The organism is Vibrio sp. 1159 (assembly GCF_033340395.1).
Lineage (GTDB): Bacteria > Pseudomonadota > Gammaproteobacteria > Enterobacterales > Vibrionaceae > Vibrio > Vibrio alginolyticus.
The window spans coordinates 61,069-87,468 of sequence record NZ_JAWOWL010000005.1 but is presented as its reverse complement, the minus strand read 5'-3'; the positions used below and the strand labels follow the sequence as shown (position 1 = coordinate 87,468).

General features: G+C 43.7%; 20 protein-coding genes. 10 read left to right on the top strand and 10 right to left on the bottom strand.

Annotation, left to right across the window (positions count from 1 at the left end):
* The first annotated feature begins 28 nt into the window (after positions 1-28).
* The 7 genes from R7127_RS06255 (at position 29) to fabV (ending at position 10,824) form a co-directional block, all read left to right on the top strand.
* A complete protein-coding gene (locus R7127_RS06255; protein WP_318141830.1) occupies positions 29-700 on the top strand; it encodes an ABC transporter ATP-binding protein in 672 nt (223 codons plus the stop codon).
* Positions 681-3,134, top strand: coding sequence for an ABC transporter permease (locus tag R7127_RS06250; protein WP_318141831.1), 2,454 nt, complete (start codon positions 681-683; stop codon positions 3,132-3,134). The genes R7127_RS06255 and R7127_RS06250 overlap by 20 nt, the downstream gene beginning before the upstream one ends.
* Positions 3,134-4,258 (top strand): lipocalin-like domain-containing protein, encoded by a 1,125-nt coding sequence (locus R7127_RS06245; RefSeq protein WP_172563311.1) that lies wholly within the window; start codon positions 3,134-3,136, stop codon positions 4,256-4,258. Before R7127_RS06250 ends, R7127_RS06245 begins: the two co-directional genes overlap by 1 nt.
* 330 nt (positions 4,259-4,588) lie before the next feature.
* Complete coding sequence (nhaA, locus tag R7127_RS06240; protein ID WP_005378034.1) at positions 4,589-5,740, top strand: Na+/H+ antiporter NhaA; 1,152 nt, start codon at positions 4,589-4,591, stop codon at positions 5,738-5,740.
* A 717-nt stretch (positions 5,741-6,457) separates the two neighbouring features.
* Complete coding sequence (locus tag R7127_RS06235) at positions 6,458-7,093, top strand: TetR/AcrR family transcriptional regulator (RefSeq protein ID WP_005378033.1); 636 nt, start codon at positions 6,458-6,460, stop codon at positions 7,091-7,093.
* 71 nt (positions 7,094-7,164) lie between these two features.
* Positions 7,165-9,447, top strand: a complete 2,283-nt coding sequence (locus R7127_RS06230) for an acyl-CoA dehydrogenase (protein ID WP_318148306.1) — start codon at positions 7,165-7,167, stop codon at positions 9,445-9,447.
* 174 nt (positions 9,448-9,621) lie between these two features.
* A complete protein-coding gene (gene fabV / locus R7127_RS06225) occupies positions 9,622-10,824 on the top strand; it encodes an enoyl-ACP reductase FabV (RefSeq protein ID WP_025766851.1) in 1,203 nt (400 codons plus the stop codon).
* Between the two features lie 78 nt (positions 10,825-10,902).
* On the opposite strand, the gene R7127_RS06220 is transcribed toward fabV, so the two are convergent.
* A complete protein-coding gene (locus tag R7127_RS06220) occupies positions 10,903-12,585 on the bottom strand; it encodes an aspartate:alanine antiporter (protein WP_005378028.1) in 1,683 nt (560 codons plus the stop codon).
* Positions 12,586-12,760: 175 nt separating this feature from the next.
* Positions 12,761-13,027 carry a GrxA family glutaredoxin gene (locus tag R7127_RS06215; protein ID WP_005378026.1) on the bottom strand — a complete coding sequence of 89 codons (267 nt, stop codon included), beginning with the start codon at positions 13,025-13,027 and terminating at the stop codon, positions 12,761-12,763.
* Positions 13,028-13,404: 377 nt separating this feature from the next.
* Between R7127_RS06215 and R7127_RS06210 the strand changes: the two genes are divergently transcribed.
* Positions 13,405-14,649 (top strand): iron-containing alcohol dehydrogenase, encoded by a 1,245-nt coding sequence (locus R7127_RS06210; protein WP_262584461.1) that lies wholly within the window; start codon positions 13,405-13,407, stop codon positions 14,647-14,649.
* A gap of 76 nt (positions 14,650-14,725) precedes the next feature.
* On the opposite strand, the gene R7127_RS06205 is transcribed toward R7127_RS06210, so the two are convergent.
* From R7127_RS06205 to R7127_RS06185, 5 genes are all read right to left on the bottom strand, one after another.
* Complete coding sequence (locus R7127_RS06205) at positions 14,726-15,580, bottom strand: MurR/RpiR family transcriptional regulator (RefSeq protein ID WP_005378021.1); 855 nt, start codon at positions 15,578-15,580, stop codon at positions 14,726-14,728.
* Positions 15,581-15,891: 311 nt separating this feature from the next.
* Complete coding sequence (gene panP / locus R7127_RS06200) at positions 15,892-17,538, bottom strand: pyridoxal-dependent aspartate 1-decarboxylase PanP (RefSeq protein WP_005378019.1); 1,647 nt, start codon at positions 17,536-17,538, stop codon at positions 15,892-15,894.
* Between the two features lie 211 nt (positions 17,539-17,749).
* Positions 17,750-18,262 (bottom strand): hypothetical protein, encoded by a 513-nt coding sequence (locus tag R7127_RS06195; protein ID WP_017634875.1) that lies wholly within the window; start codon positions 18,260-18,262, stop codon positions 17,750-17,752.
* A 208-nt stretch (positions 18,263-18,470) separates the two neighbouring features.
* Positions 18,471-19,376: a lysine exporter LysO family protein gene (locus R7127_RS06190; RefSeq protein WP_005378011.1), complete on the bottom strand. Its 906-nt coding sequence runs from the start codon at positions 19,374-19,376 to the stop codon at positions 18,471-18,473.
* Positions 19,377-19,522: 146 nt separating this feature from the next.
* Positions 19,523-20,443 (bottom strand): HDOD domain-containing protein, encoded by a 921-nt coding sequence (locus tag R7127_RS06185; RefSeq protein ID WP_005378009.1) that lies wholly within the window; start codon positions 20,441-20,443, stop codon positions 19,523-19,525.
* Positions 20,444-20,812: 369 nt separating this feature from the next.
* Here R7127_RS06185 and R7127_RS06180 point away from each other — a divergent pair, with 369 nt between their 5' ends.
* Positions 20,813-21,400 carry a TfoX/Sxy family DNA transformation protein gene (locus R7127_RS06180; protein ID WP_005378007.1) on the top strand — a complete coding sequence of 196 codons (588 nt, stop codon included), beginning with the start codon at positions 20,813-20,815 and terminating at the stop codon, positions 21,398-21,400.
* A gap of 193 nt (positions 21,401-21,593) precedes the next feature.
* Here R7127_RS06180 and R7127_RS06175 read toward each other — a convergent pair whose 3' ends face one another.
* The 3 genes from R7127_RS06175 to R7127_RS06165 form a co-directional block, all read right to left on the bottom strand.
* Positions 21,594-22,142 carry a hypothetical protein gene (locus tag R7127_RS06175; protein ID WP_005378006.1) on the bottom strand — a complete coding sequence of 183 codons (549 nt, stop codon included), beginning with the start codon at positions 22,140-22,142 and terminating at the stop codon, positions 21,594-21,596.
* A gap of 291 nt (positions 22,143-22,433) precedes the next feature.
* On the bottom strand, positions 22,434-22,931 hold the full coding sequence (locus R7127_RS06170) for a response regulator (RefSeq protein ID WP_005378005.1): 498 nt from the start codon (positions 22,929-22,931) through the stop codon (positions 22,434-22,436).
* Positions 22,928-24,868 carry an ATP-binding protein gene (locus R7127_RS06165; RefSeq protein WP_053349539.1) on the bottom strand — a complete coding sequence of 647 codons (1,941 nt, stop codon included), beginning with the start codon at positions 24,866-24,868 and terminating at the stop codon, positions 22,928-22,930. Before R7127_RS06165 ends, R7127_RS06170 begins: the two co-directional genes overlap by 4 nt.
* A 186-nt stretch (positions 24,869-25,054) precedes the next feature.
* On the opposite strand from R7127_RS06165, the gene R7127_RS06160 reads away from it, so the two are divergent.
* Positions 25,055-26,323 carry a DUF945 family protein gene (locus R7127_RS06160; protein ID WP_005378002.1) on the top strand — a complete coding sequence of 423 codons (1,269 nt, stop codon included), beginning with the start codon at positions 25,055-25,057 and terminating at the stop codon, positions 26,321-26,323.
* Positions 26,324-26,400: the final 77 nt, after the last annotated feature.

The window sequence follows — 26,400 nt, the reverse complement described above, 5'->3', positions numbered from 1 at the left end:
TTTAAACACCATCCGAGCGGCATAATCAATGTTAAAACTGTCAGACCTATGTAAAGGCTATGTAGACGGGGGAGAGTTTCACCCTGTATTACAAGGGGCAGAATTAACATTGCAGCAAGGCGACCAAGTTGCTCTGATGGGAGAAAGTGGTTCGGGTAAAAGTACTCTGCTGAATTTAATCGCTGGATTAGATACTGCCGACTCTGGTGAAGTGCAGTTTCCAAATTTTGCTATGCATGAAGCACCGGAGCATTTAAGAACCCTTTATCGCCGTAACAATATTGGGAATATCTTCCAACAATTCAACCTGCTTCCTACACTTAATATTGCCGACAATATTCGTTTTTGTCGTCAGTTAAAAGGTCTGCCGGAAGATAAAGAGTTGTGGCGTCAAATTCTTTCTGCTTTGGACTTAATGCCATTGCTAGGACGTTATCCGGAAGAGGCGTCTGGTGGTCAGCAACAACGTGCGGCGATTGCTCGTGCACTCTATATGGAGCCAAAAATCCTGCTTGCTGATGAGCCAACTGGTAGCCTAGACGATCGAAACGCAGAAGCAGTAATGCGCTTACTAACGAGCCTCGCTCGCCAACTGGAGTGTACTTTGCTGTTAGTGACGCACAGTGAAAAAGTGGCCGCCCATATGGAAGGAAAGATTCGACTTCAAGGAGGGCAGCTACATGTTATGGCCCGTAGTTAAGGCACTACTCGGTCATTACCGTCGTTACCCTCTACAAATTATTCTTGTCTGGCTGGGATTAACTTTAGGCGTGTCCCTCCTTGTTGGTGTTACTTCTATCAACCAGCATGCAAAACAAAGTTATGCCACTGGTGAAAAGCTTTTCTCCAATCCTTTGCCGTACCGAATCCGAACGAAGCACTCTGCCAATAAAATTCCTCAAGGTTTCTATATTCAGTTACGTCGAGCTGGGTTTAACCAATGTGCACCGTTTGACGTGCTTCATCTAGATGCCAAGACCGATATGAGCCTGATGTTGGTGGGGATTGATCCTGTCGCGATGATCCCACTACAACAAGGAAAATCGCTAGGTGAGATGCCTGTTTTATCTCTAATGAAGCCTCCTTATCCTATTCTCGTTAGTCAAGATTTAGCCGCTTACATGAGTTGGCAGGATGGGGACTTCATTGAGATGAATGACGGAAGCCGTCTTGGGCCTATTCAAGTAGATAAGGACAAGATGCTTTCGGGTACTCGGTTGGTTACTGATATATCGTTGTTGCGTATGCTCAAGCGGAGCTCAGGTTTGTCTGCGATTTCTTGTGGCGAAATGCCAGAGGAAAAGCTGATAGCACTGAAAAACATGTTGCCAAACGGAATGACGCTCGTTAGGAATACGCGTACTGAGGTTGAGTCGCTAACTAACGCATTCCATATGAATCTCACCGCGATGGGAATGCTCTCGTTTTTGGTTGGGTTGTTTATTTTTTATCAAGCGATGTCTCTGTCTTTCATCCAGCGACAACGTTTGGTAGGTATTTTGAGACAGACTGGTGTTAACGGAACACAGTTAGCGCAAGCCTTATTGCTAGAGTTGTCTTTGCTCGTCTTTATTGCGTGGGCGTGTGGTAACTTTTTTGGCTTGATCTTAGCAAATGAACTTATCCCAGCAGTGTCTTCGAGCCTGAGTGATTTGTATGATGCCAACGTAGGCTTAACCATAGGATGGTCATGGCAATCTAGCTTATACAGTCTAATCATGGCAGCGATGGGTGCGTTGATATCGTGTCTGTGGCCATTAATCCGTTTGTTGAAGTCACAACCAATCCGCCTTTCTTCTCGACTGTCGCTAATGCGATTTGCTGGAAGAGAGTTCTCTTGGCAGGCGCTTGCGGCATGTGCGTTTTGTGTCGCTGCAATAGCGGTATATCAGGCGCCGAAAACACAAGAAACCGGCTTTGCTATTATTGCGCTGATGTTGGTTAGTGTGGCGTTGTTTATGCCATTTACTATGTGGCATATGTTCCAAAGTTTTTCTTATACCATGCGATGGGTTCGTGTCCGTTGGTTTTTTGCTGATGCAGCAGCCAGCATGAGCTATCGCGGTGTGGCTACGATGGCGTTTATGTTAGCGCTGGCGGCAAACATTGGTGTAGAAACAATGGTCGGAAGCTTTCGAGATACAACCGATAAGTGGCTAAATCAGCGATTAGCGGCTGATGTGTACATCTATCCGACCAACAATTCAGCCGCTAGGATGAGCGCATGGCTCCAGAATCAGCCAGAGGTGAACTCGGTTTGGTGGCGCTGGGAAAAAGATATGCCGACCGAGCATGGTGCTCTGCAAGTTGTGAGTACGGGCTCTTCTGAAGGTGAGTTAGACTCACTTACCGTCAAGTTAGGTGTCCCAAATTACTGGTATCAACTGCACGCTACCAAGAGCTTAATGGTCAGTGAGTCGATGGCCTTGAAGCTGGATATCCGCCCTGGCGATTTCATTAACTTGCAAGAACCGCTTGGTGGTGATTGGCAAGTCGTAGGCGTTTACTACGATTATGGAAACCCATATAACCAGGTGATGATGTCGCACCGGAATTGGCTGTATGCATTTGCAGGTACGGGTAATGTTGGTCTTGGCGTAGTATTAAAAGATAACGTCAATGGAGAAGGGCTGAAAAATCGCTTAGAGAATGTATTCCGTCTTCCGCAAGATCGTGTGTTTGATAACGGTAATATTTATAGCCAAGCAATGAGAGTGTTTGATCATACCTTTGCTATAGCAGGAACCTTGGGCAATATCACGCTGATTATTGCCGTGTTTGGTTTATTCTTTGCGACGTTGGCAGGAGAACTTTCACGGCAGCGGCATTTTTCCTTATTAAGATGTATGGGTGTGTCCGGAAAAGAACTTGTCGTATTAGGTGGTTTGCAGCTATTCGTCTTCGGAGCCATTTCTGCGATTATTGCAGTGCCGCTCGGCTTGGCGCTCGCACATTTGATCGTTGATATTATCATTAAGCAATCATTTGGCTGGTCTCTAGAGCTTCAAACGATTCCATGGGAGTATGCTCAAACCATTGCTTGGGCGATGCTTGCCATTATGGTTGCTGGCGCATTGCCAGTTATTAGAATGATCAAAAGTACACCGATGAAGTCATTAAGGGACGCGTTGTAATGAAAAAAATGGGCTCTAAAAAACGCTTGTTGGTTTCAACGCTCATTGTTGTTACGTTCGCTTTTCTGACTGGGGCTGCTTTTTACTCAACTTTTTGGTTAGAGGCGACAGCAACACGAGAAAGCGAACTTGATTCTATCTTAACGCGTGAAAATCAAACGATTTTCGAGCCTGTACTACCTAATGAGCATGTCTCTTTACCCTCAGACTTTCGCTTTCATCCCGAGTATCAGCATGAATGGTGGCACTACTTTGCCAAACTAAAAGATGAGCAAGGCAAGATCTACAATGTTCAATGGAGCTATTTCAGGGTTGCGACGGACGAGCGAGAAACCAGCGGTTGGCAGAACCCTCAATTGTACATTTCACATGTTGTCGTCAGTCATGGTTCGCATGTATGGAAAGAGCAACGGGTAGCTAGAGGTGGGATAGGCCAAGCTGGTATGATCAATCGTCCTTTCAGGTTATGGATTGATAATTGGACTTGGCGATCACTCGGTGCGACGCCTTTCCCGGGCAACTTGAATGTGAATACTGATACGTTTGGACTTGAGCTCAATACCATGACAAGCGGCCCCTTTGTGGTGAATGGAGACAAAGGCTTCCAAGTTAAACATGCGTTGCAATCTGTTGCTTCTTTCAGCTTCAGTGCTCCATTTTTAAAAGTAAAAGGCAGCTTAAGCTTAAATGGTAAGCGATTCTCAGTGACGGGTTCTGCTTGGGCGCAAAAAGAGTGGGGCAGTGGCTTAATTGGTGAGGGGCAACAAGGCTGGGATTGGTTTGTTTTCAATTTAGATGATGGTCGAGCATTAACTGTTAGCCGTTATCGTCACCATGGGCAAACACCGCACGTGTTTGGCACGTTGTCGACACGCTCAGGTAAAGTCATCAACCTCTCAGACGATGATATCAGTATTGAGCCAATGCAAGTGACCAGTTTATCCAATGGAAGAAGGTTACCTTTGCAGTGGATTATCAATATTCCGAAGCATCAAATTAACTTGACTACCCGCATTATCAAGTCAGATATGTGGCTACCCTTTGTAATACCTTACTGGGAAGGGCCTACTTTAGCTTCCGGCTCCAATGAAGCTTGGGGCTTTATGCAGCTGACAGGCTATTGAGTTGTGAAGAAAACCACCCCCTGCGGGTGGTTTTTTAGTGCGCGAAGCTTCCTGGCTTTTTCTCAAAAGTACGGGGTTATCATGATGGTACAAGCCGTGTTATGCTGATTTTCTCATCATCTTGATAAATATTTGGTGCGACAAGTACAAATACGATCTCCGATCAAAATCGAGTGTCATGTTGGAAAATACGATGTATAGTAAACTTAACATCGAAAAAACCGAAGTTTATACTCTGAAGAAGCGATTATTCTAAAGTTTTCGACAGCTATACACTCTTATCACTCTTTGTTAATCGTTTATTAAGATAATAAATATAAGGACGAAACCATGAACGATGTCATTCGTGACTTTTTCAAAATGGAATCAGCAGGTGGTATTCTTCTTGTAATTGCAGCGGCAATTGCGATGACTATTGCTAACTCACCGCTGGGCGAAACTTATCAATCTGTACTGCATACTTATGTATTCGGTATGTCAGTTTCTCACTGGATTAATGATGGCCTAATGGCTGTTTTTTTCTTACTTATTGGCCTTGAAGTGAAGCGAGAGCTACTTGAAGGAGCGCTAAAATCAAAAGAAACCGCAATTTTCCCTGCGATTGCAGCGGTTGGTGGTATGTTAGCCCCTGCTCTTATTTACGTTGCGTTTAATGCTAACGACCCAGAGGCGGTTTCTGGCTGGGCCATCCCAGCTGCGACGGATATTGCATTTGCTCTAGGTATCATGGCGCTACTAGGTAAGCGCGTACCAGTAAGCCTTAAAGTGTTTTTGTTAGCTCTCGCTATCATCGACGATTTAGGCGTGGTTGTTATTATTGCACTGTTTTACACAGGTGATCTTTCTAGCATGGCGCTGCTTGTTGGCTTCATCATGACTGGTGTCCTGTTCATGTTGAATGCGAAGGAAGTAACGAAACTGACGCCATACATGATAGTCGGCGCGATCTTATGGTTTGCGGTACTTAAATCTGGTGTTCACGCAACACTTGCAGGCGTAGTGATCGGCTTTGCTATTCCTCTTAAGGGTAAACAGGGCGAACATTCCCCACTTAAGCACATGGAGCACGCACTTCATCCATACGTGGCATTTGGTATCTTACCTCTATTCGCATTTGCAAATGCGGGGATTTCGCTAGAAGGCGTATCGATGTCAGGCCTAACTTCAATGCTGCCATTAGGTATTGCTTTGGGGCTACTGGTTGGTAAGCCTCTAGGTATCTTCACCTTTAGTTGGGCTGCTGTGAAAATGGGTGTAGCTAAGCTACCGGAAGGCATTAACTTCAAGCATATCTTTGCGGTCTCTGTGTTGTGTGGTATCGGTTTTACAATGTCTATATTCATTTCCTCTTTAGCGTTTGGAAATGTAAGCCCTGAGTTTGATACCTATGCTCGACTAGGCATCTTAATGGGCTCGACGACAGCCGCGTTACTTGGCTACGCGTTACTGCACTTTTCTTTGCCTAAGAAAGCGCAAGCGTAAGATACACACTGTTTAGTAAAGCCTCCCATTCGGGAGGCTTTTTTATGTCTGCAGATCGGCACATCAACTACTTCAGGATGGTTACTTTTGTGACCAACTAAGGTCTAGCTTATGGAGTTGGGGCAAATCATCGAAAGAGGCGCTTGGCAAATCTATAGGCGAAAAAAAGCCCAGCCGAAAATTTGACTGGGCGGATACAAACATAGGAGTTAATAAGAAAAAAGCAGCAACGTAACAATTAGATGGAAACAAGTTTGACGGCCAGTGAAACTTCAAATGCCCTAACTGTTACGTATATTCAGACCGAGCCTTTTCCAAACAGTTCCATTTTTTTTCAAAAAATTTCTACTTAATGCTTTCTAGCTTCTTACACACCCGAAAGTAATAGAAAAATCGAGATGGATTACCAACTTGGCGAAGTTACTAACTTCTGTGTTTCTCATTTTATCTCCCCTAGAACCGAAGATGTATTTCATACTCTCGTCGCTCACTCCAAGCCGCCAAGGCTATTGTTAGCATTTCAATTGCGATGGACTGAGAAGTTTGATCGTTTTCTTCTGACAAGCTTCACTGGAGTATTCGATTGAATTTCAAAAGATTAGATCACACCTTTTACTGTCTGGTCAGACCAATTGGTTAAAGTGTGATGTTAATCATTTGTTAATCTTAAGTTTCGGGAGTATATTTTCAAACAGTTGTTTAATACGAGTGATTAAAATGGCCCCGAGAACATCAACAAAAGAAAAAATACTCGATGTCGCAGAAGGACTCTTTGCTGAACATGGCTTTAATGATACTTCGCTAAGAACGATAACAGGTAAAGCTAACGTTAACTTAGCATCGGTAAACTATCACTTTGGCGATAAAAAAACGCTGGTTAGAGCGGTTTTAGATAGGTATTTAGAAGCACTAATGCCGAGCATTAAGACTTCATTAATTGAGCTAAACACGCGCGATAGCTACAACATGGACGATGTCTTTGAGTCATTGCGATTACCTTTACGTACATTAAATGATGTACGCCCAAATGGTACTGCGCTATTTATGTTGTTAATTGGCCGCGGTTATACAGACGTTCAAGGTCATCTGCGCTGGTTCATTACCACCAGATACGAAGAGGTACTGAACCTTTTCACTTTCTCGATAATGAAGGCGAACCCGGAACTATGTGAAGAACAGTTGTTTTGGCGACTGCACTTCACGTTAGGAACCTGTGTATTTACGATGGCTTCAAGCCAAGCTCTTTCGGAGCTGGCAGAAAGTAAGTTTGAAAAGGAAGTCGATGTGAAATCTGTCGTCGATTTACTGATTCCATATTTGTCAGCAGGAATGTCAGCAAAGCAGTTGGCATAAGACAAATAAGAAAGTTAAACCAATAATAAGATTATACCCCGAGCGGTTACGTGAACAAAAGGATCTGAACTATGAGCTCTCTACGAAGAAAATGGATTAGTGACCCGGCTTTTAAAGTGTTCAAAAAAGTATTGCCACCTCTGTCTAGCACCGAGAAAGAGGCGATGGAAGCGGGTAGTGTATGGTGGGATGCCGAACTATTCTCAGGCAAGCCAAACTTCACAACATTGCATCATTATCCAACGCCTACACTGACGGCAGAAGAGCAGTCATTTATGGATAATGAGCTTGAAACCCTGCTAGAAATGCTTGATGACCAGAAGATTGTCAAAGAAGACAGGGATTTACCGCCTGAAGTATGGGAGTACCTACGTAAAGAGCGATTTTTCTCTTTGATCATCTCGAAAGCATATGGTGGTCGTGAATTTTCCGCTTTGGCGAACTCAACCATTGTTTCTCGTATTGCGACTCGAAGTATCAGTACCGCGGTATCGGTAATGGTACCGAACTCTCTTGGCCCTGGTGAGCTGCTATCGCACTATGGTACGCAAGAGCAAAAAGATTACTGGTTGCCTCGTTTAGCTGATGGTACAGACATCCCTTGTTTCGCCCTAACTGGCCCTGAAGCGGGTTCTGATGCAGGTGGCATACCTGATCAAGGCGTGGTTTGTTACGGCACCCATGAAGGCAAAGAAGTGCTTGGCGTGCGAGTTAGTTGGAATAAACGCTACATCACGCTTGCGCCAGTTGCGACAGTGCTCGGGTTAGCATTTAAACTGCAGGATCCTGAAGGGCTACTTGGAGACAAGAAAGAGGTTGGCATTACATGTGCGTTGATTCCCGCTGACCATGAAGGTGTCGAGATAGGCGAGCGCCATGATCCTCTGGGGTCTGCGTTCATGAATGGCCCAACTCGTGGTGAAGATGTCTTCATCCCTATGGACTGGTTGATCGGTGGCGCTGATTACGCAGGTAAAGGTTGGCGTATGCTGGTTGAGTGTCTTTCTGCTGGTCGTGGTATCTCTCTTCCAGCGCTTGGCACAGCGATTGGTCACCTTACTACACGTACAACAGGTGCTTATGCTTACGTGCGTAAACAGTTTGGAATGTCGATCGGTAAGTTTGAAGGTGTTGCAGAAGCAATGGGGCGCATTGGTGGTCTTACTTACCTACTAGAAGCGACGCGTACGCTAACGACGACTTCTCTCGATATGAAAGAAAAACCTGGGATTGTAACCGCGATTGCCAAGTACCACATGACGGAAATCGCGCGTACCATTCTAAATGATTCGTTTGATATCCATGCGGGTCGTGCGATTCAAGATGGTCCAATGAACTATCTTGCTAAACATTACCTTGGTATCCCGGTTGCTATCACTGTTGAAGGCGCGAATATTCTGACTCGTAACCTGATGATTTTTGGTCAAGGTGCGACTCGATGTCACCCATATGTTCTAAAAGAAATGGAAGCTGCGGCGAATCCAGATTCTGAACAAGGTGCGAAAGAATTTGACAACTTACTCTTTAAACACATCAAGCACGCTCTCGGTAATACATTCGGTGCATTTGGTGCAGCACTAACTGGTTCTCGATTTGTTAACGCGCACATGAGTGGCCCAACCCAGCAATACTACAAAGACATTACTCGTCTCAGTCGTGCACTTGCAGTAAGTGCAGACTTTGCGATGTTAACCTTAGGTGGAGACTTGAAGCGTAAAGAAATGATCTCCGCACGTTTGGGTGATGGATTAAGCTATCTATATATGGCATCTGCTGCCTTGAAAAAGTATGAAGATGAAGGCCGTCAACAAGGCGATCTAGACTTCGTTCATTACGCTGTTCAACACTGTTTGTATAACGCTTCTAAGTCATTAAATGAGTCTTACACCAACTTCCCTGTGAAATACGTTGGCGGTGTGCTTAAGGGGCTATTGTTCCCGCTTGGTAATCATTTCAATAAGCCAAGTGATGAGCTGTGTGTGAATTTGGCTGAAGCGATGATGACGCCAGGTGCGCAACGTGATCGACTTACGCATCTTTGTTACATCGGAAAATCAGAGAATGACAGCGTAGGCTTAATGGAGAATGCATTCCTTGCAATGTACGACATTAAACCTTTGGAGCGTAAACTTATGAAGGCTGCGAAGGATGGTAAAGTGGCTCGTAAAGGTCTGCTGCATGACCGTTTGCAGCAAGCATTTGAAGCAGGCGTGTTAACTGAGCAAGAAATTGATCAAATCATGGCTGCAGATAAATTGCGCTACAAGGCGATTCAAGTTGACCACTTTAGTCATGACTTTTCTGAAGTGCGAACTCATAGCCCAAAAAAGTCGCAGTTGAATCCGGCGGCATAATAGACAACTAATGTTAAGAAAAGCACCTCAATGAGGTGCTTTTTTGTATTCTTGGGGAGTGGATGATGGGATAGTGCTCCAACCACTTGCCTTTTAAGAGCATTTTTACAGAAATTAGATGCGAAATCCCAACGAAACTTTTATCCTAACAAGGTTTTTTAAAGGAAGTTGAATATGATCATCAAACCTAGAATTCGTGGATTTATCTGTACTACAACGCACCCTGTTGGTTGTGAAGCTAACGTAAAAGAACAAATTGCGTACACCAAAGCGCAAGGTCCAATCAAAAACGCACCTAAGCGTGTTCTTGTTGTTGGTGCATCAAGTGGCTACGGTCTATCTTCTCGTATCGCTGCGGCATTTGGTGGCGGTGCATCAACTATCGGTGTTTTCTTCGAAAAAGAAGGTACTGAGAAGAAACCAGGTACAGCAGGTTTTTACAATGCCGCTGCTTTTGAAAAGCTAGCGCGTGAAGAAGGTCTGTACGCAAAAAGCTTAAACGGCGACGCTTTCTCAAATGAAGCGAAACAGAAAACTATCGAGCTGATCAAAGAAGACTTAGGTCAAATCGATATGGTGGTTTACTCACTGGCATCTCCAGTACGTAAAATGCCAGAAACTGGTGAATTAGTTCGTTCATCTCTTAAACCTATCGGTGAAACTTACACATCAACGGCTGTTGATACCAACAAAGATGTGATCATCGAAGCTAGCGTTGAGCCTGCAACAGAAGAAGAAATCAAAGACACTGTCACGGTAATGGGCGGTGAAGATTGGGAACTTTGGATCAATGCGTTGTCTGATGCTGGTGTTCTTGCTGAAGGTTGTAAGACCGTCGCGTACAGCTACATTGGTACTGAGCTAACTTGGCCAATTTATTGGGATGGTGCACTAGGTAAAGCAAAAATGGACCTAGACCGTGCAGCGAAAGCGCTAAACGACAAGTTAGCAGCAACAGGCGGCAGTGCCAATGTTGCGGTACTTAAATCTGTTGTAACTCAGGCGAGTTCTGCAATTCCTGTTATGCCACTGTACATCGCAATGGTATTCAAGAAAATGCGCGAAGAAGGTGTACACGAAGGCTGTATGGAACAAATCTACCGTATGTTCAGCCAACGTTTATACAAAGAAGACGGTAGCGCGGCAGAAGTTGATGAGATGAACCGCCTACGTCTGGATGACTGGGAACTTCGTGACGACATTCAGCAGCACTGTCGTGAGCTATGGCCTCAAATTACGACTGAGAACCTAAAAGAGCTGACTGACTACGTTGAGTACAAAGAAGAGTTCTTGAAACTATTTGGTTTCGGCGTTGAAGGCGTAGATTACGAAGCGGATGTGAATCCAGCAGTTGAAGCAGACTTCGTTCAAATCTAATCGAATCACAGACTAGATAACCAATAAACAAATGGCGCTCATTGAGCGCCTTTTTGTATTTCATAGTCAAAGTGAGTATTAACTTAGTATTATCAGAATCGTACCAGCTAGCGTCATTAAAATATTCGCAATCGCATAGGTACCCGCATAACCAAGGGCAGGGATGGTGGACTTAGCGTAGTCGTTAACGACATCCATAGCTGGAGCGCAAGTACGGGCGCCAATAATGGCACCGAAGAGCAGAGCACGGTTCATCTTGAGTACGTGTGCGCCAACTAAGTAAGCCAGAACTACAGGCACAACACTGACAATAAATGCCAAACCAATGACTTTTGGTCCTACTTGCGTTAGGTGCTCGAACATCTTTCCACCTGCACTTAGACCAATTCCCACCATAAAGAACATTAACCCTAGATCTTTGACCATATTCAGCGCCCCTTGTGGGACATAACCGAAAGTAGGGTGATTTGCTCGTAAGAAACCAAGCGTAATACCGGACAACAGAAGACCCACCGCATTACCCAAACTGAAAGACACCTGACCGAACGTCATTGTGATGAGGCCAAACAGAATACCCAAAATAAAGAAGCTACAAAAAGCGAGCAAATCGGCCATTTGACTGTGGATCGAGATGAAACCGATTTTTTCCGCCAGTCCATGTACTCGGCTTTTCTCGCCGCTCACTTGAAGGACGTCCCCTTTAGCGAGCACAATGTCTAAGTCCATAGGCATTTCAATCTGAGCGCGAACTACGCGGTTTAAGAAACAGCCAAACTCAGACAAATTCAAATCCGATAAACGCTTACCAGCGATAGCGTCACTTTTTACGACGATTTCTTCTTCAACGATGCGCAAATCAAGCAAGTTACGGTCGAATACTTCTTTACCATTACGGAAGCTAGGGTCTAAGCGAGCATGGCTGTCAGGGAAGCCAACCAGTGCAATTTCATCTCCCTCTTGCAAGATAGCATCACCATCTGGGTGGGCGAGAATACCATTGCGACGGATTCGTTCAATGTAACAGCCAGTTTGACGATAAATACCCAGTTCTCGCAAGTTTTTACCATCAGTCCAGTCAATTAGCTCTGGGCCCACTCGGTAAGCTCGAATAATGGGTAAATACACTTTTCTCTGGCTTGAATTTCCAAGGCCACGCTCTTGTGCGATTTGCTGCGCGGAATCAGAAAGGTTTTGTTTTTGCAGTTTTGGCAACAATTTAGCAAACATGATCATGCTAATTAAGCCGACCAGATAAGCCATCGCGTAGCCTACGGATAGATTTTCTAATACCAGAGAAAATTCCATATTCCGCGGTATAGTCGCAAGGCCAGAGTTAAGAGCATCTTGTGCACCAACCAGTACTGGCGTTGCGGTCAATGCGCCTGCCATCATACCGGCGGATAAGCCAAAATCGAGGCCGAAATAGTGACTCAAACCATACGTTAAGCTGACCGCAGACACGAGAACAGTCATGCTTAAAATAAAATAATGCTTACCATCTCTGAAGAATATACCAAAAAAGTTTGGTCCAGCTTCAATGCCAACGCAGTAGATAAACAGCATAAAGCCAATGGTTAAAGCTTCTGCATTAAATGAGAAACCAAGGTGGCCCATTACCAAAGAGGTAATAAGAACGCCAATAGAGTTGCCTAATTGTAATTTGCCAAATCGAATTTTTCCGATGGCAAGGCCAATGGCTAATACGACGAAGATTAGAAGGATAGGGTTTTGCTCAAGAAGGTATACGACGTCTATGTTCACTGTGTGGCTCGGTAGAGTGTGTGCCAAAAAAGATTAAGAACTGTGAATTGTAACTAAATATAGCAAAAAGATAAGTGAATTTTTTTAGGTTTTACCATTAGTTGACTTAACGTAATAACCAGCTGAAAAATAATAAAAAAGCCGCATGAAGCGGCTTTTTTGAAAACAGTCTTTATTACTCGTCAAATAGACCTAGGTGCTCTTTCGCGTATGCTTCGAATTCGTCGCAGCCACCGATGTGCTCTTGGTCGATAAAGATCTGAGGAACGGTTTCAACTGGTTTACCAACTGTTTTCTCAAGATCTGCTTTAGAAATACCCTCAGCGTGAATATCAACGTAACGGTAGTTGAAGTCATCACGTTTTGCTTTTAGCGTTTCTGCGTGCTCTTTTGCACGAACACAGAAAGGACATGCAGGGCGACCAAAGATAACAACGAACATAATCTTATTTCTCCTAAATCTATTCTTTTTTGAAAGCGTACAAAACATAGCGGCTGAGTGCGCTTTCTTTTGTTGGAGTAACTATGCCCGATCCAGATACGGAAATAAAGCGGCAATTACCTCTTGGTTCTATAGGTGAAATCTATCGAATAAAAACTAAACGCGCGTGCTTATTTTACGGCTCTGAAGTATGTGAAGTGACGCATAAAAAACATACATTCTAAAGGGTTAATGATGGCAAGGTGGAATTGGTCAATTTTTTTTGTTTAAAAAAATAGCAATCTATTTTGGCTATACGCAAATAACTTCAACTCTTACATAAGTGTTAAATCAGAGGGCGAGAGGTTATTTGGGTATATTCTTTTGGGAGGGTGTGTATGTTTCAGTTTATGACTGCAACAAGGATTATATTTGGTGAAGGTGCACTTCAATCTTCATTGTCCGTTATTAACCAATTTGGCTACAGTGTTTTGCTGGTTACTGGGCAGGATACCCAACGAGCCGCCCCCATTATCCAATATCTTAAAGCTCAAAATATGCGTTACCAGCACGTAGCTATCGTTGGTGAACCATACATCACGATGGTAGAAGAGACCGCAGTGCTCGGTAGAAAATTCCAACCTGAGATGGTGGTTGCGATAGGTGGTGGCAGCGTCATCGATATGGGCAAAGCCTTAGCTGCCATTATTCCCAATCAAGGCAATGTTTACGATTACGTAGAAGTGGTAGGAAGAAGCGTCCCTTTAAAAGCAAAGCCTCTTCATTTTATTGCAATTCCTACGACAGCAAGCACCGGTTCAGAAGTGACCAGAAATGCTGTGCTGAAATCTGGACAAGATAAAGTGAAAGTGAGTCTTCGAAGCCCTGATATGCTCGCAGACGTTGCCATTGTAGACCCGACACTTACTTACGGGACCGACCAATACACATCTGGACGTGGCGCAATGGATGCGTTCACTCATTTAATGGAAGCGTATGTGTGTGGTGAGCCAAACCCTCTTACTGATATGGTCTGCGAAGAGGGGCTACGCCGTTTAAGCCGTTCAGTGATTGCCGCTTGTAAGCAAGATAATCATAAGGCGCGCTCTGATTTATCGTTCGCTGCATTGCTTGGTGGTATGGCGATTACTAATGCCAAATTAGGTGCTGCTCATGGGTTAGCATCGGCGTTAGGAGGCAAGTTAGACGCCCCCCATAGCGTTATTACGGCTCGCCTAGCTCCGCACGTGATGCAGGAGAACATTAACGCTGCTAAACTCGCGGGTAGGAATGATGTGATAAGTCGTTATCGTAAGCTGGCCCAATTAGTCACTGAGCGAGTAAATGCTAACGAACACGATGGAATTCTTTGGGTAAATATGGTGCTAGATAAGTTAGCGTTACCGCTACTGGCTCAATTTGGAGTATGCCAAACCTCTTTTGAGCAAGTGGCGAATGATGCGCTTAAATCAATGGCAATCAAAGGGAATCCTTTACCTCTTAATCAGGAACGTTTGATACACATATTGCAGCAAGTCTGTGATTGTAGTGGAGAGTGTGTAGCAGAGAGTGCACAACATGTCAGTTCTGTTGAAGTACTGGAATCAAGAACGGACTTATCGAGTGTCAACGACTTAGGGTGATTGCTCCCTTAGCAGCATTAAAACAAAAGGGGAGCCTTGAGCTCCCCTAGATAAAGTATTGACTAAGCTTTAGTGCTTAGTACTGGCTTAGTTTGTCATAGCGACTGTCTTTCAACGCATCTTTTACGCGTTTTAGGTTCTCACGGAAACCTGTACCACGGCGAAGAGTGAAGCCAGTTGCTAGCACATCAATCACTGTCATTTGTACAACCCGGCTTGCCATTGGCATGTAAACGTCGGTATCTTCTGGAATATCGAGCGTGATGGCCAGCGAGCTTGCCTTTTCTAGAGGAGAATCCTTCGCTGTAATCGCAATAACCGTTGCGCCATTTTCACGAGCAAGGTTCGCTATTTCTACCTGACTCTTTGTTCGACCGGTATGAGAAATAAGAACCACAACATCATTATCACTGCAGTTGATACAACTCATGCGCTGCATAACAATATCTTCAAAACAAGTAATTGGAATATTAAAGCGAATAAACTTGTTTTGTGCGTCTCGGGCAACAGAAGATGATGCACCAAGGCCAAAGAATGAAATGCGCTTCGCTTGCGTTAGCAAATCGACCGCACGGTTGACTTGCATTGGATCTAGGCTATTTTTCGCGACATCTAAACACGCCATCGTCGATTCGAAAATCTTATGGGTGTACGCGTCTGGGCCATCGTCTTCTTCCACATTACGGTTAACGTAAGGGGTGCCGTTTGCTAGGCTCTGTGCCAAGTGAAGCTTAAAATCTGGAAAGCCCTTGGTGTCCAGACGACGACAGAAGCGGTTTACAGTGGGCTCACTAACGTCAGCCATTTTAGCCAGCGTTGCAATGCTTGAATGAATTGCAGTTTGTGGAGACGCCATAATTACTTCCGCAACTTTGCGCTCTGACTTACTGAAATTCTCCAGGTTTTTTTGAATTTTTTCTAATGTATTCATAGTGTTCACGAGGGTATAGAGAACAACTCGCTGGCTCTGCTAACGAAAGGAAACACGAAGATTCCGGAGTAGAGTGGGGCGTTAACGAAAACAACCAGCGCCATAGAATCAGTATAAACCTGATCTTCAATCAGTCTAAACCAATAACGGGTACTATTTAGTGAGAATTTGACAGGCCTCAAACAAAATGTTGTAAAAACTACAGAATTGGATGTGCAAACGAAGTTTTGTTGCGCTAGTCGCACGATAATGATGTTTGAGTTACATCAAAACGAAAAAAAATTTCAAATTGATGTAACTCGATCTGGCTGTTAAGACGATTGAATATCAACAACCAGCTGTTGAATCCTTTTCATCAAATTTGGTGCTTGCTTGGCGATTTCGCGTTGTTCATCAAGCACTGAGCTCAAAATTTCTTTTGTGGTCAGTGGATTTGCCAAAACCACTCTAAACACTATCGTATTCATGCGTTGCCATTGGTCTGGGTTCAGTCTTGTACGTGAAACGAACGATTTGCCCGTTTCGCGCTGACGCTTTTGAATAAACTGTGTTAACTCATTGATCAGCTCATTCAGTTGTTCTTTTTGTGAGCCTTCTGCTTGTGCTAATGCTTCACGGATGAATGGCGGCAAATAACGGTATGTGAGCAGACAAAGCTCTGGTTCAGAAACTAATTCGAAATCATCTTGCTGTTTGATTAAATCCGCAAAGTAGCGAGCTTTTTCAATGCTTTGGTCAATAAGAAGCTCATAACCTGGGCGACTTATGATGTGCATTGCGGCGTAGACCAACATCGCCATACCCGAACGTGAACCTTCTAATGTATGGCTGCCTAGGTCTTTTGAACCTTTGCGCAATATATATTGAGCGTGATGTTCTATGGATTTCATTGCGTCAGGGTCTTTGAACAGAACCATACCAGCGCCCATCGGGATGTAGAGCTGCTTGTGCGCATCAATAGTTACTGAGTCTGCCATTTCCACACCTTTAAGAAGGTGACGGTGATGGTTAGACATAAGTGTTGCGCCACCCCATGCGGCATCTACATGGAAGTGACAGCCGTGAGCTTGGCAGACTTCAGCGATTTCAGGCAATGGATCAACATTACCTGTCTCTGTTGTGCCTGCCACACCAATAACAGCAATAGGCTTGATATTTTGTTTTTCGAGCTCAACAATTTTCGCTTTCAGGTCGTTGACAATAATACGGTTGTTGGCATCGGTTTTAACCGCAACCAAGCCCTCTTGGCCTAGCCCTAATACATCGGCTGCTTTCTTAAGGGAGTAGTGACCACGCTCAGACACTAGCACCGCTAAGCCATCATAGCCATAGTGCTTCATGGCTTTAAAAAGGCCTTCCTTCTCAACGCCTTTAAATGAGCCATTGGCTCTTAACGCTTTGTTACGTGCTACCCAAAGCGCAGTGATATTGGCAATGGTACCGCCGGAACAAAATGCGCCTAATGAGTGGTTTGCACTGTGCATCCACTGATTGTAAAAAGTATCATTCTGACCATATATCAAGCGATGCAGCATACCCAAAACTTGACGCTCAAGTGGCGTAAAGGCTTTGGAAGTCTCTATTTTTACCAGGTTTTGGTTTAAGGCGATCATGATCTTTGACAGTGGCATCAAGAAATAAGGCAGTGCCGATGTCATATGACCAATGAAGCTTGGTGAAGATGTGTGAACTGAGTGCGACACCAAAGTGTCGAGTAAGTGCTCTGTATGATCTGACACGAACTCTGGCTGCTCAGGAATCTGAGCAGAAGAAAAGTCTTTTTCGATTTCGCGTAAAGGCTTTTCTTCTGCCACGATGTGTTCACGAAGAAATTGATTTAGATTTCGCGAGAGGCTCTCGTCAATTTTAGTTAACGTTGAGTCCGGACCTTCTGGGACAGTGAAGATCTTTAGCAAGCTCTCAAAGCTAACATCAGCGGTTTTTTGTTCCTTAACCATAGCAAAGAATCTTTGTAGTTATTTTGGTAATGCGAGCGGCACAATCTAAACTAAAACGGGCGCAAAGTCCCGTTTTAATTGTTGAAACCCAAGTTGTAGAAATGAAAATTTTAGGTGAAGGTTACGATATTCACATTAAAAAATTCTAGATTGAGTACGTTAAAACATTCTAGTGTTTTCGAATGCTAATCAACGACTAATGCGAGCAATCTTAGTCACATTTCTGCTTTTCAATCTTTTCTATTGACTGATTGTACTTATTAAGTGCGGTATCAATTTGTTGGGGATGACTAAGCAGATCAGCGAATGCTGAACGAAGCTCGTAGTTTTTTGGGTGGTTAGTTGATTGACGGTCGCTAAATGTCTGTTTTGCAACTTCACCTAACTTATCGCTTCGGGTCGCTAACTGCTTAACGTCATGTTGCTCTAGTTTTAACCATGCTTCGATTGGCTGTTCCGTCGCAACGCGGCTAGGGTCGTTCTCTAGAAAGTAGTGAACCGCTTCGCGGTTTAATTCAAAGTGATGTTTACGTCCATCCAAGAACCATTGACTAACTTCTTTCAGATCTGGATATTGGGTAACCGTCAAATCAACAAGATCTTGATACCACTGTAGTGAGGCATCGACGTAGCCATCGTATTTGCTAGCAAGACATTGTTGATCTGCGGCAAGCGTAAAAGTTGAGCTTGTAGCGAGGAGCGCTGCAACGACAAAGCGTTTCATTCTTCTTCCTTCTGGTTGTTATCCCTTTATTAACGCAATGCACATCAGTTGATGTTTCTCCCTTCTTTCTATTTGGTCGTGACAAATCGTTGGGCTGAATGACGAAAAGAAAGAGGGGTCTTGCCAAAAAATATTGACCACTTTGACGTTAACTGGGTATTTAAATTTTTGCCGTATTGTAATGGATGTTAAAGCGAAAACCTGAGATCTAGCTAGCAAGTGATACAAAGAAAAGCATCATAACTGGTACCAATAAACTCAAAATAAAGCCGCTAACGATAGCAACAGGAACACAACGCACACCACCGGTAGTTTGAATAACGGGTAGGGTGAAGTCCATTGCTGTTGCACCGGCATAACCAATTGCGGTGCACGGATAGCTACGAATAAAGAGAGGAATGGCAACCAGTGCGACTAGCTCTCTCATCAATTCAATCAAGAACGACGCGCCACCAAATACCGGACCAAAAGCGTCACCCATTAAAATACCTGCGAGTGAATACCAGCCAAAACCTGAAGCCATTGCGAGTGCTTGATAAAGAGGAAGATCCAAAAGCACCGCTGCAAGAACGCCACCAAGCATACATGTTGCGATGACAACAGCCGCAATGGCCATTCCTTGTTTATTTAATAGGATTTGACGCAGAGTAAGTCCACTATTGCGCAGCTGAATACCAATAAAAAATAGAAGTAGAAAGAGTATCCATTCGCTTGCTGTATCTACCCAACTCAAATCAATGGGTAACAGCAGGCCAACCACTAACCCTCCGCCAACGACCACGATAAGCTTAACTGACTCTAAAGCCATCGAAGATAACGGTAGCTTCTTTTGATTCTGATTGGTCTGGAGTGGAATAATTTTATCAATAATAGGCAGAGCCAACAGGTTGCAGGCACTTAGACACAAAAAAAACGTACTCGCATAGAGGAGAATACTTTGTAAGTTGCTGCTTAAATTATCGAGCGCCGCCAAACTAAGACCCATCAACGACAAAATGACGTAAATAAGGTAGGACGTTGACTGATTGATCTTCTCCAATAACGAAGATCGAGATATAGGAATTAGATACCCCACCACAAGCGGAGCGAAAATAAATAGCATCCCTGAGAACATAAAGCTCAATGATTCCTTTTTGAGATAACATCAACACGCATAAATCAAATTATCTATCGGTTGAAATTAGAGACATTTCACCACACACAGCTCAGCCTTGAGCGAATCGTTTTATCGCGGATAAGGTATTATCAGAAAGCGATAAATTACAAACCGCTAGCATTGAGTACAGCACGGATTTGATCATTGAAGTCAGTATCACTCATGTTACTAAGTTCATACAAGACTTCTGCACCAGTTAAGTTGAATTCAACTTCATGTTCGTCAATGCGTTCATCGTGATTGCGGAACATCAATAAATGATGCGCAATTCTAGCGATGTCGAGATAACTCACTTCTGGTCGCGTTAACTCGTATTTTTCGTTTGAGGATACTTCTCTGAAGTCGTTGTCAAACCCCCAACGCTCAAGTACCAGTTTACTTGTGGCAGAACAACGTGTTTGGAAGATCTGCAATGCAATATCTGGGTCTAAGTAATTGCCCCTATCTAAGTACAAGTGGTACTCATTAATTAGGCAAAATAACCCAATATCGGCTAATAGACCGACCAATAACGCCTTTTCTTGCTCTAGATGACCATAAGTGCCTGGCTCGTGGCTACGAAACGATTGAACCAACATCACCATGACGGCACCGAGCTCACGCGATATCGCTGCACTCTTCACCAAGATGGCATTGCATTCTTTAGTGAGATTAACTGAGTGTTTAAGTTGCTCGATCGCTTGTGCGGTAACAATATCACGTACACGAAGTATTCCGAGACGAGATACCGCTGTAGTTAAGTCGTTGCAGGTGATATTTCTGCGATTGAAAATCACAGAGTTAGCGACTCGTAAAACGACCGCTGCTAATCCGGGATCTTCCAATAAACAGTTAGCAACATCGGCAATCGTGGTGTGTTCTTCGACACATAACTGCTGAATTTTAAGCACGACATCAGGAATAGGAGGTAACGAAATCTTACCCGTGGCGATGGACTGTTCTACCAGCTGAGCAAACTCGGATTCCAGTGCGTTTATAAGCTTATCTTTATTATTTGGCAGCCAAAAAAATGATAAATGTTCCATTGTGACGCTGTACTTGAGATCTTTCGTACAGTGTACCCTTACAGCGTATTCTTTATCAATTAAATGAGTATTATGTGCCCGTAATTGCCAGCGAGATCATAATGATGGCGTGTTTTAGGCATGCTATGCGTCAAAAAAATATCACCACACAAACAATAAGTGTGAAACTAATCACGTATGCAGAATTTATACTTTTTTATATGTGACCTATGTCCTAACTTATTTTTCAACGTTAAGTATGATTAAGCAAGTTGGTGAGCACAACTCACAAAAATATCGCCAACAAATCGACATTTATAATTCGCTATAAGCTGCTGTTTATCTGGTGACATCGCTAATCGGGGTAATTTATTCAGATTAAAGAGGTCAATGGACATGACAGACCAAGCTTTTTTTAAATATGTACGCACCTTCAGTGAGTACCAAAAACGTTCTATGTTCGGTGGTATTGGTTTATTCACCGATGATGCTATGTTTGCGCTTGTCAGCAATGATTGCTGCTACTTACGTGGTGGTAATGGGCTAGATGAAGTGTTTACTCAACTGAGCTGTGAGAAGTATAAGCACGTCAAAAAACAGACGACGGCAACCGTAAATTATTATGATGTAACCGATTTATTCGAATCCGGATATGTAGGGCTTGATGAACTGGTACAGAAATCAATTGAATACTCAATTAAGGAACGGAAATATCAAAAGTCCTCTGCCAGTAGACGCTTAAGAGACTTACCCAACATGCAACTAACCCTTGAACGTATGGTCAAGAAAGCCGGTGTTGATGACGTAGAAACCTTTTTAGAACTTGGACCTGTAAAAGTCTTCAACAAAGTTAAAACGGCTTACGGTAATGATGTTGATGTAAAGCTACTGTGGAAATTTGCTGGTGCAACTGATGGCGTACATTGGAAACTGATCCAAGAGCCGCGTAAAAAACAGTTATTGGCACTGTGTGACTAAGCGAAGCTGATCGCACAATGATTGACTCGTTTCGATGGAGTTAGCGGGTCGTAAAAGCAAGTGTGAAAAGCGGAAAAAGGACGTTGAAGTTTTTTACCACTTCATTGAGTTAGTCATTAAATTAGACAAAAAAACCGAGGCAGAGACCTCGGTTTTTGTTTTTTTAATTTGCTCTTTTCTTACAGCACAAATCTTAAAACTTAAAACGCGTAGTGAACATTACCTGATCACCGTAAAAATCGTTGATACGAGCTTCAGCACCCAAAGAGAAAAGCTCTGTTGAGTGGAATCGAGCGTAGGCAGAGCCAGTCCAATCGTCATCGTTATCGATAGAAACGTAGCCGACTTTGCCGCCTACTTCTAATTGAGGGCCCAACCATTGGCGAACACCTAAGTTAAGCTCCATACCAACATCTGTGCTGCTCTCATTCGAAGGTTGCACAACGCGCATTAGCATTTCACCAGTAAGATCTGCCCAGTTGTTTAGCGGAGAATGGAAGCCAAAGCCTGCAGCTGAGTCAAAATCACTTTCAAACTCAGAGTCAATACGAGCAATAACATGCGCGTTCGGGTGAATTGATTTGCTGAATCCAGCACCAAATGTCACAGGACTTGCGCCAATACGTGCTTCGAAATAGTCGTAGCTAAAGTTGCTCATAGTTGCTGGCGCATTGCGATCGTTTGCAGCTAGGGCATGGCTTGATGCCACTAGTAAGGCAGCGGCTAATAGTGTTTTACGCATAACTAACGATAAACCTTGTTCATTATTTCCATGGATTCAAGCAACCACTTGAACCGTAATCTGATTTGTCCGACATCATAATAAAAAGGAAGGTCCACGACCAACAAAAATGTGTCGATGTTTTGTCAATTAACTTAATAGTTCCTTGGTTTAAGCAAAAACTACGCCATATACGTAGTGTCCGAGAATTTCACTCGGACAAGTAACGATGTTTTTCTAACCTCATTCGACTATGCGAGGTTAGGTGGTGCAATGAGCATCGTTGAGTTCAAGTTAGAACCAAACACTTTATTACTCGCCAAAGCTTGCTCTTCTTTCTGCCATGGCGTTGAGGATTGCCTCAGAATCAAGGATTTGAGTCCAGGATAGCAGGTTATCATCATTCTCAATCACAAACGCGGTAAGCTGAGACACGATTGCTTTTCTCAATGCTTCACCTTTCCAAGGTTTGGCAATGTAATAATCGAGACTCGCGTTATTTACGGCTTCTACGGTGTCTTCCAAACCAGCTTGTCCTGTGAGTAAAACTTTGCGCGCTGCTTTTGTGTCACCATTTTGACTGAGTTCGATTAAGAAGCTGATCCCAGTTTGTTCCGGCATAATGTGGTCACATAAAATGAGCGCAAGCTGAACTTCTTCTTCCGCCATCTCCTCAATCACTTGCCGAGCTTCAGTCACCGATTCCGCTCCTTCGACGACAAAGTTCTCCTCGAAGGGAGCAAGATCTTGGAGCACGCTATCCAAGACTTCTCGTTCGTCATCGACACATAAAATTAGATACTTGGTCATGTTTCATCTCCTTCTTCGATGACTGGTAACCAGACGGTCATTCGTGTGAACTGGCCGATCTCTGATTCGACGTCAATCCACCCTCTGTGTGCTGTTACGATTTGCTGGCAGATGGACAGCCCGATGCCTAAGCCAAAATTACCTTCTTTTTTTGTGGTGAAGTTCAGCTCGAAAATGGCGTCTCTTTGCGATTCAGGAATGCCACATCCATTATCTTCAAATGAGATAACGGCATAATGTGTGTGCTCTTTTTCTATAAGGCGTGTTTGTATGTTTAACACACCTTTCTCTGGAAATGCGTCAATGGCGTTAGAGACCAAGTTCGTCCACACCTGTTGGAGTGCGATCGGTTGACAAAGGATGGAAGGCAAGTTTGCATAGTCGGTTGAAACTTGGTGCATTTTTAATTTGTTCTCGAAAATCACCAAGGTGTCTTCAATGCCCTCATGAATATCGGCATAGTGCAGGGTCTCATCATCTGACCGAGCATATCCTTTCAGGCTTTTTACCATATCAGCAATTCGTGCTGCACAGACATTAATTGAGCGAAGTGTAGAACCTGCTTTGTGGTATTGCTCTAGTGTATTGAGAGCATGATAAGACGCTTTCTGCTTTCTCGTTAGTTGGGTAAGTAGCTCTTGATCGGACTCTAATCCAAGGCTCACCACTTTTTTTGCCAATGCTCGGTCTGGAAGAGTATGGCTAAGCGCTTTTACGCGTGATCTGAGCTCGGCGGTTGAAGCGGGTTTTGAGGTTTGCGCTTTGCTCAGTAATTCAATGCCTTTGCTTTGTATATCGGAACTGGGCGCATCGTTAAGTAATCGTTCTAGCGTATGCGTTAAATTCTCTACGCCCCTCAATATCGCGGCTACTGGATTGTTTAGTTCGTGTGCCACTCCCGCAACCAATTGGCCAAGCATCGCCATTTTTTCTCTTTCAATGAGCTGCTGGTGGGCTGATTCTAAAGATTCGAGCGTTTTTTGAAGTTGCAGTTTGGTGTTGATGCTTCTTTGCAATCGGCGGTTGAAGTGGCGTAAAAGCAAGTTTGTAAAAAGAGGCAGTAAGTTTGAGTCGCTTTGCATCACTTTATTGAATACGTTGCGATCGAGTTTGATAACTTCTGTTTTGGTTAGTGTTAGAGCTGTCGAGAAAGAACATTCCCCAGTAACAAACGACATGCCTCCGACAATATTCCCTTTGTTATGGCGTACAACCTCTCGCTGCATGCCTTGCTCATCGCGCTTGTACAGAGCCACTTCACCTTCGGTGATAAACCACAAAAAGCAATTTGGCTCGCCTTCCACGGTTAATAAGTGTTCAGGTGAGTATGTACGGCACGCTCTTGTTTCGTCATTATCTTTGAAAAATTGCTGGAGAGCGGAGATCACTTGCTCGGCTAACTCGGCATCAGACATCGAGTGGTAGTCGTGTAAGAATCCGGCTTGATAATGGCTCATCTGGTTATTGATGTGCGCTCGCAACAAGCTGTGATGATCCAATATCTGACTGTAACTTAGCAGGTCTTCTTTGCCATTTCGCAAGATAAATTGGGTCAGCTCTTTTTGCACTGTGTTAAATAAGACGTGATCTGGCAAAGGTTTAGTGAGGCAGTGGTCGAGCCTGCCCTCATTAACGGCAGTGAGAATTGCCTCTATATCAGACGAGCAGCTAATAAGAATTTTTCTTGCTTGCTCGGTATGTGGCATCCGGTCTAAACCAATAAGAAAATCCACGCCGTTAAAATGAGCGTGATGGCTCGCTATAACTAAAGCAACAGTCTGTTCTCTTTCTTCTAGATACTCTAAAGCGCTTTGAGCCTCTTCTATCGATTCGACAGAAAAAATATCAAACTTACTTGAGAAGGCAGACAGCTCCAATCGAAACTGTTCAGCACTGATTGGGTTGTTGTCGAGACACAACACAGCATAACGATTCACAGATGTTTTAGCTCCGGTTAAAACTTCGCCACGCAAACTTTAACAATAAAAGGACATGATGAGTGGGAGCCAAGTATGATTCCTGATTAATGGACTAGAATAAGCATCAATAGTCTGATTTGTCTCAATGTTTTCTCCGCAGGTGGTTTGGGGTAGACTGACCGAAAATATCTAATAAGTGACGTTATGCAAAATCTTAAAAAAATCGGCGCCATTGGTGGTGCTATCTCATTAGCACTGTGTTGGCCATTGGCTGTCGGACAAATTGGTCAGTCCATCATTGAAGATGGTATTACCAATATGAATGATGAAATGATTAAAGGCGAAGTGGTCGAGTATCAGCGTGGCTATTTGTCTTCAGTCGTGCTGACTCGTTATTCAGTTGTTGATCCTGAGCTTAAAACGCAGTTAGAGCGTGATGGTATGCCAACGACGTTTGACGTAACCAGTGATGTTAGCCACGGTCTAACAAGCCTAACAGCAGATTCAAAATTGGTGGACAATGACTTTTTGCCTCTCACGATGCATAGCCAGACTCAACTAAATGGCAATACAGCATTTATCCTCGACCTAGACAGTTGGCATTATCGTAACGAAGCGCAAGGTGTTTCTGTTTCTACAAGCCCTGCAAAAGTAACAGGTGATGTGACGGTATTGGGTGATCTCAATTACCAAGTTTCCGTTCCTTCTGTTCAAGTGGATTTTGAAAACGGTGAAGAGCTTCATCTGAATGCATTGACAGGGCAAGGTAAAGGAAAGCAAGCAAAAGGCTACTGGTTAGGCGAGCAGTCTTTCTCTCTAGAGAAGCTGGATGTGGTTGATGCGAACTTGACGCCTGTCTTTTTGATTGAAAATGCGAGCTACCGTGGTAACACTACGATGAGTGAGTCTGGTGATAAGCTGAACAGTCAATTAAACCTAGATGCTAAGAAACTACGTTTAACTGATGGGACGGATGTCGATAACTTTAAGTTGGATTTCTCAATTGCAGATGTGGATAGCCAGTCTTTTGATCAAATTATGTCTATCTATCAAAGCTCTCCTATGTTAGATGAGCAGGAAATTGCGAATTTATTGCCGCATGTCGATACGCTGTTTAGCAAAGGTTTTGATTTATCCGTGAACGAGCTTTCACTCGCGTTCGGTGACGGCAAGTTCCACAATGAGTGGCAACTATCCATCCCTGAAGGTACTGAGCATATTTCTCAAGATCCAATGAAGTTGGTGACGGCCACTACTGGTGAACTTAGCACTTACTTCTCTGATGAATTAGTAACGCATTACCCATTTATTCAAGAAGGGATTGATGAGCTCCTTATTATGGAGTTGATCGAAAAAGTAGAGGGCGGTTATCAATTAAAAGCAGAAATTGGTGAAGGCAAATTGAAGTTCGAAAATGGGCATGAGTTCCCATTGGTGGCTCTACTTATGCCTGCTTTGATGCAACAACAGTAATTCGTGTTGTTGCGAATTTGTTCCAATTCAACGCTTAGTCTTTAAAAAGAGGTCGTAAGACCTCTTTTCTTGTTTTT

Coding starts and splice junctions, on each gene's coding strand:
- R7127_RS06255 (WP_318141830.1), top strand. CDS start 29: ATGTTAAAACTGTCAGACCTATGTAAAGGCTATGTAGACGGGGGAGAG.
- R7127_RS06250 (WP_318141831.1), top strand. CDS start 681: ATGTTATGGCCCGTAGTTAAGGCACTACTCGGTCATTACCGTCGTTAC.
- R7127_RS06245 (WP_172563311.1), top strand. CDS start 3,134: ATGAAAAAAATGGGCTCTAAAAAACGCTTGTTGGTTTCAACGCTCATT.
- nhaA (WP_005378034.1), top strand. CDS start 4,589: ATGAACGATGTCATTCGTGACTTTTTCAAAATGGAATCAGCAGGTGGT.
- R7127_RS06235 (WP_005378033.1), top strand. CDS start 6,458: ATGGCCCCGAGAACATCAACAAAAGAAAAAATACTCGATGTCGCAGAA.
- R7127_RS06230 (WP_318148306.1), top strand. CDS start 7,165: ATGAGCTCTCTACGAAGAAAATGGATTAGTGACCCGGCTTTTAAAGTG.
- fabV (WP_025766851.1), top strand. CDS start 9,622: ATGATCATCAAACCTAGAATTCGTGGATTTATCTGTACTACAACGCAC.
- R7127_RS06215 (WP_005378026.1), bottom strand. CDS start 13,027: ATGTTCGTTGTTATCTTTGGTCGCCCTGCATGTCCTTTCTGTGTTCGT.
- R7127_RS06210 (WP_262584461.1), top strand. CDS start 13,405: ATGTTTCAGTTTATGACTGCAACAAGGATTATATTTGGTGAAGGTGCA.
- R7127_RS06205 (WP_005378021.1), bottom strand. CDS start 15,580: ATGAATACATTAGAAAAAATTCAAAAAAACCTGGAGAATTTCAGTAAG.
- panP (WP_005378019.1), bottom strand. CDS start 17,538: ATGGTTAAGGAACAAAAAACCGCTGATGTTAGCTTTGAGAGCTTGCTA.
- R7127_RS06195 (WP_017634875.1), bottom strand. CDS start 18,262: ATGAAACGCTTTGTCGTTGCAGCGCTCCTCGCTACAAGCTCAACTTTT.
- R7127_RS06190 (WP_005378011.1), bottom strand. CDS start 19,376: ATGTTCTCAGGGATGCTATTTATTTTCGCTCCGCTTGTGGTGGGGTAT.
- R7127_RS06185 (WP_005378009.1), bottom strand. CDS start 20,443: ATGGAACATTTATCATTTTTTTGGCTGCCAAATAATAAAGATAAGCTT.
- R7127_RS06180 (WP_005378007.1), top strand. CDS start 20,813: ATGGACATGACAGACCAAGCTTTTTTTAAATATGTACGCACCTTCAGT.
- R7127_RS06175 (WP_005378006.1), bottom strand. CDS start 22,142: ATGCGTAAAACACTATTAGCCGCTGCCTTACTAGTGGCATCAAGCCAT.
- R7127_RS06170 (WP_005378005.1), bottom strand. CDS start 22,931: ATGACCAAGTATCTAATTTTATGTGTCGATGACGAACGAGAAGTCTTG.
- R7127_RS06160 (WP_005378002.1), top strand. CDS start 25,055: ATGCAAAATCTTAAAAAAATCGGCGCCATTGGTGGTGCTATCTCATTA.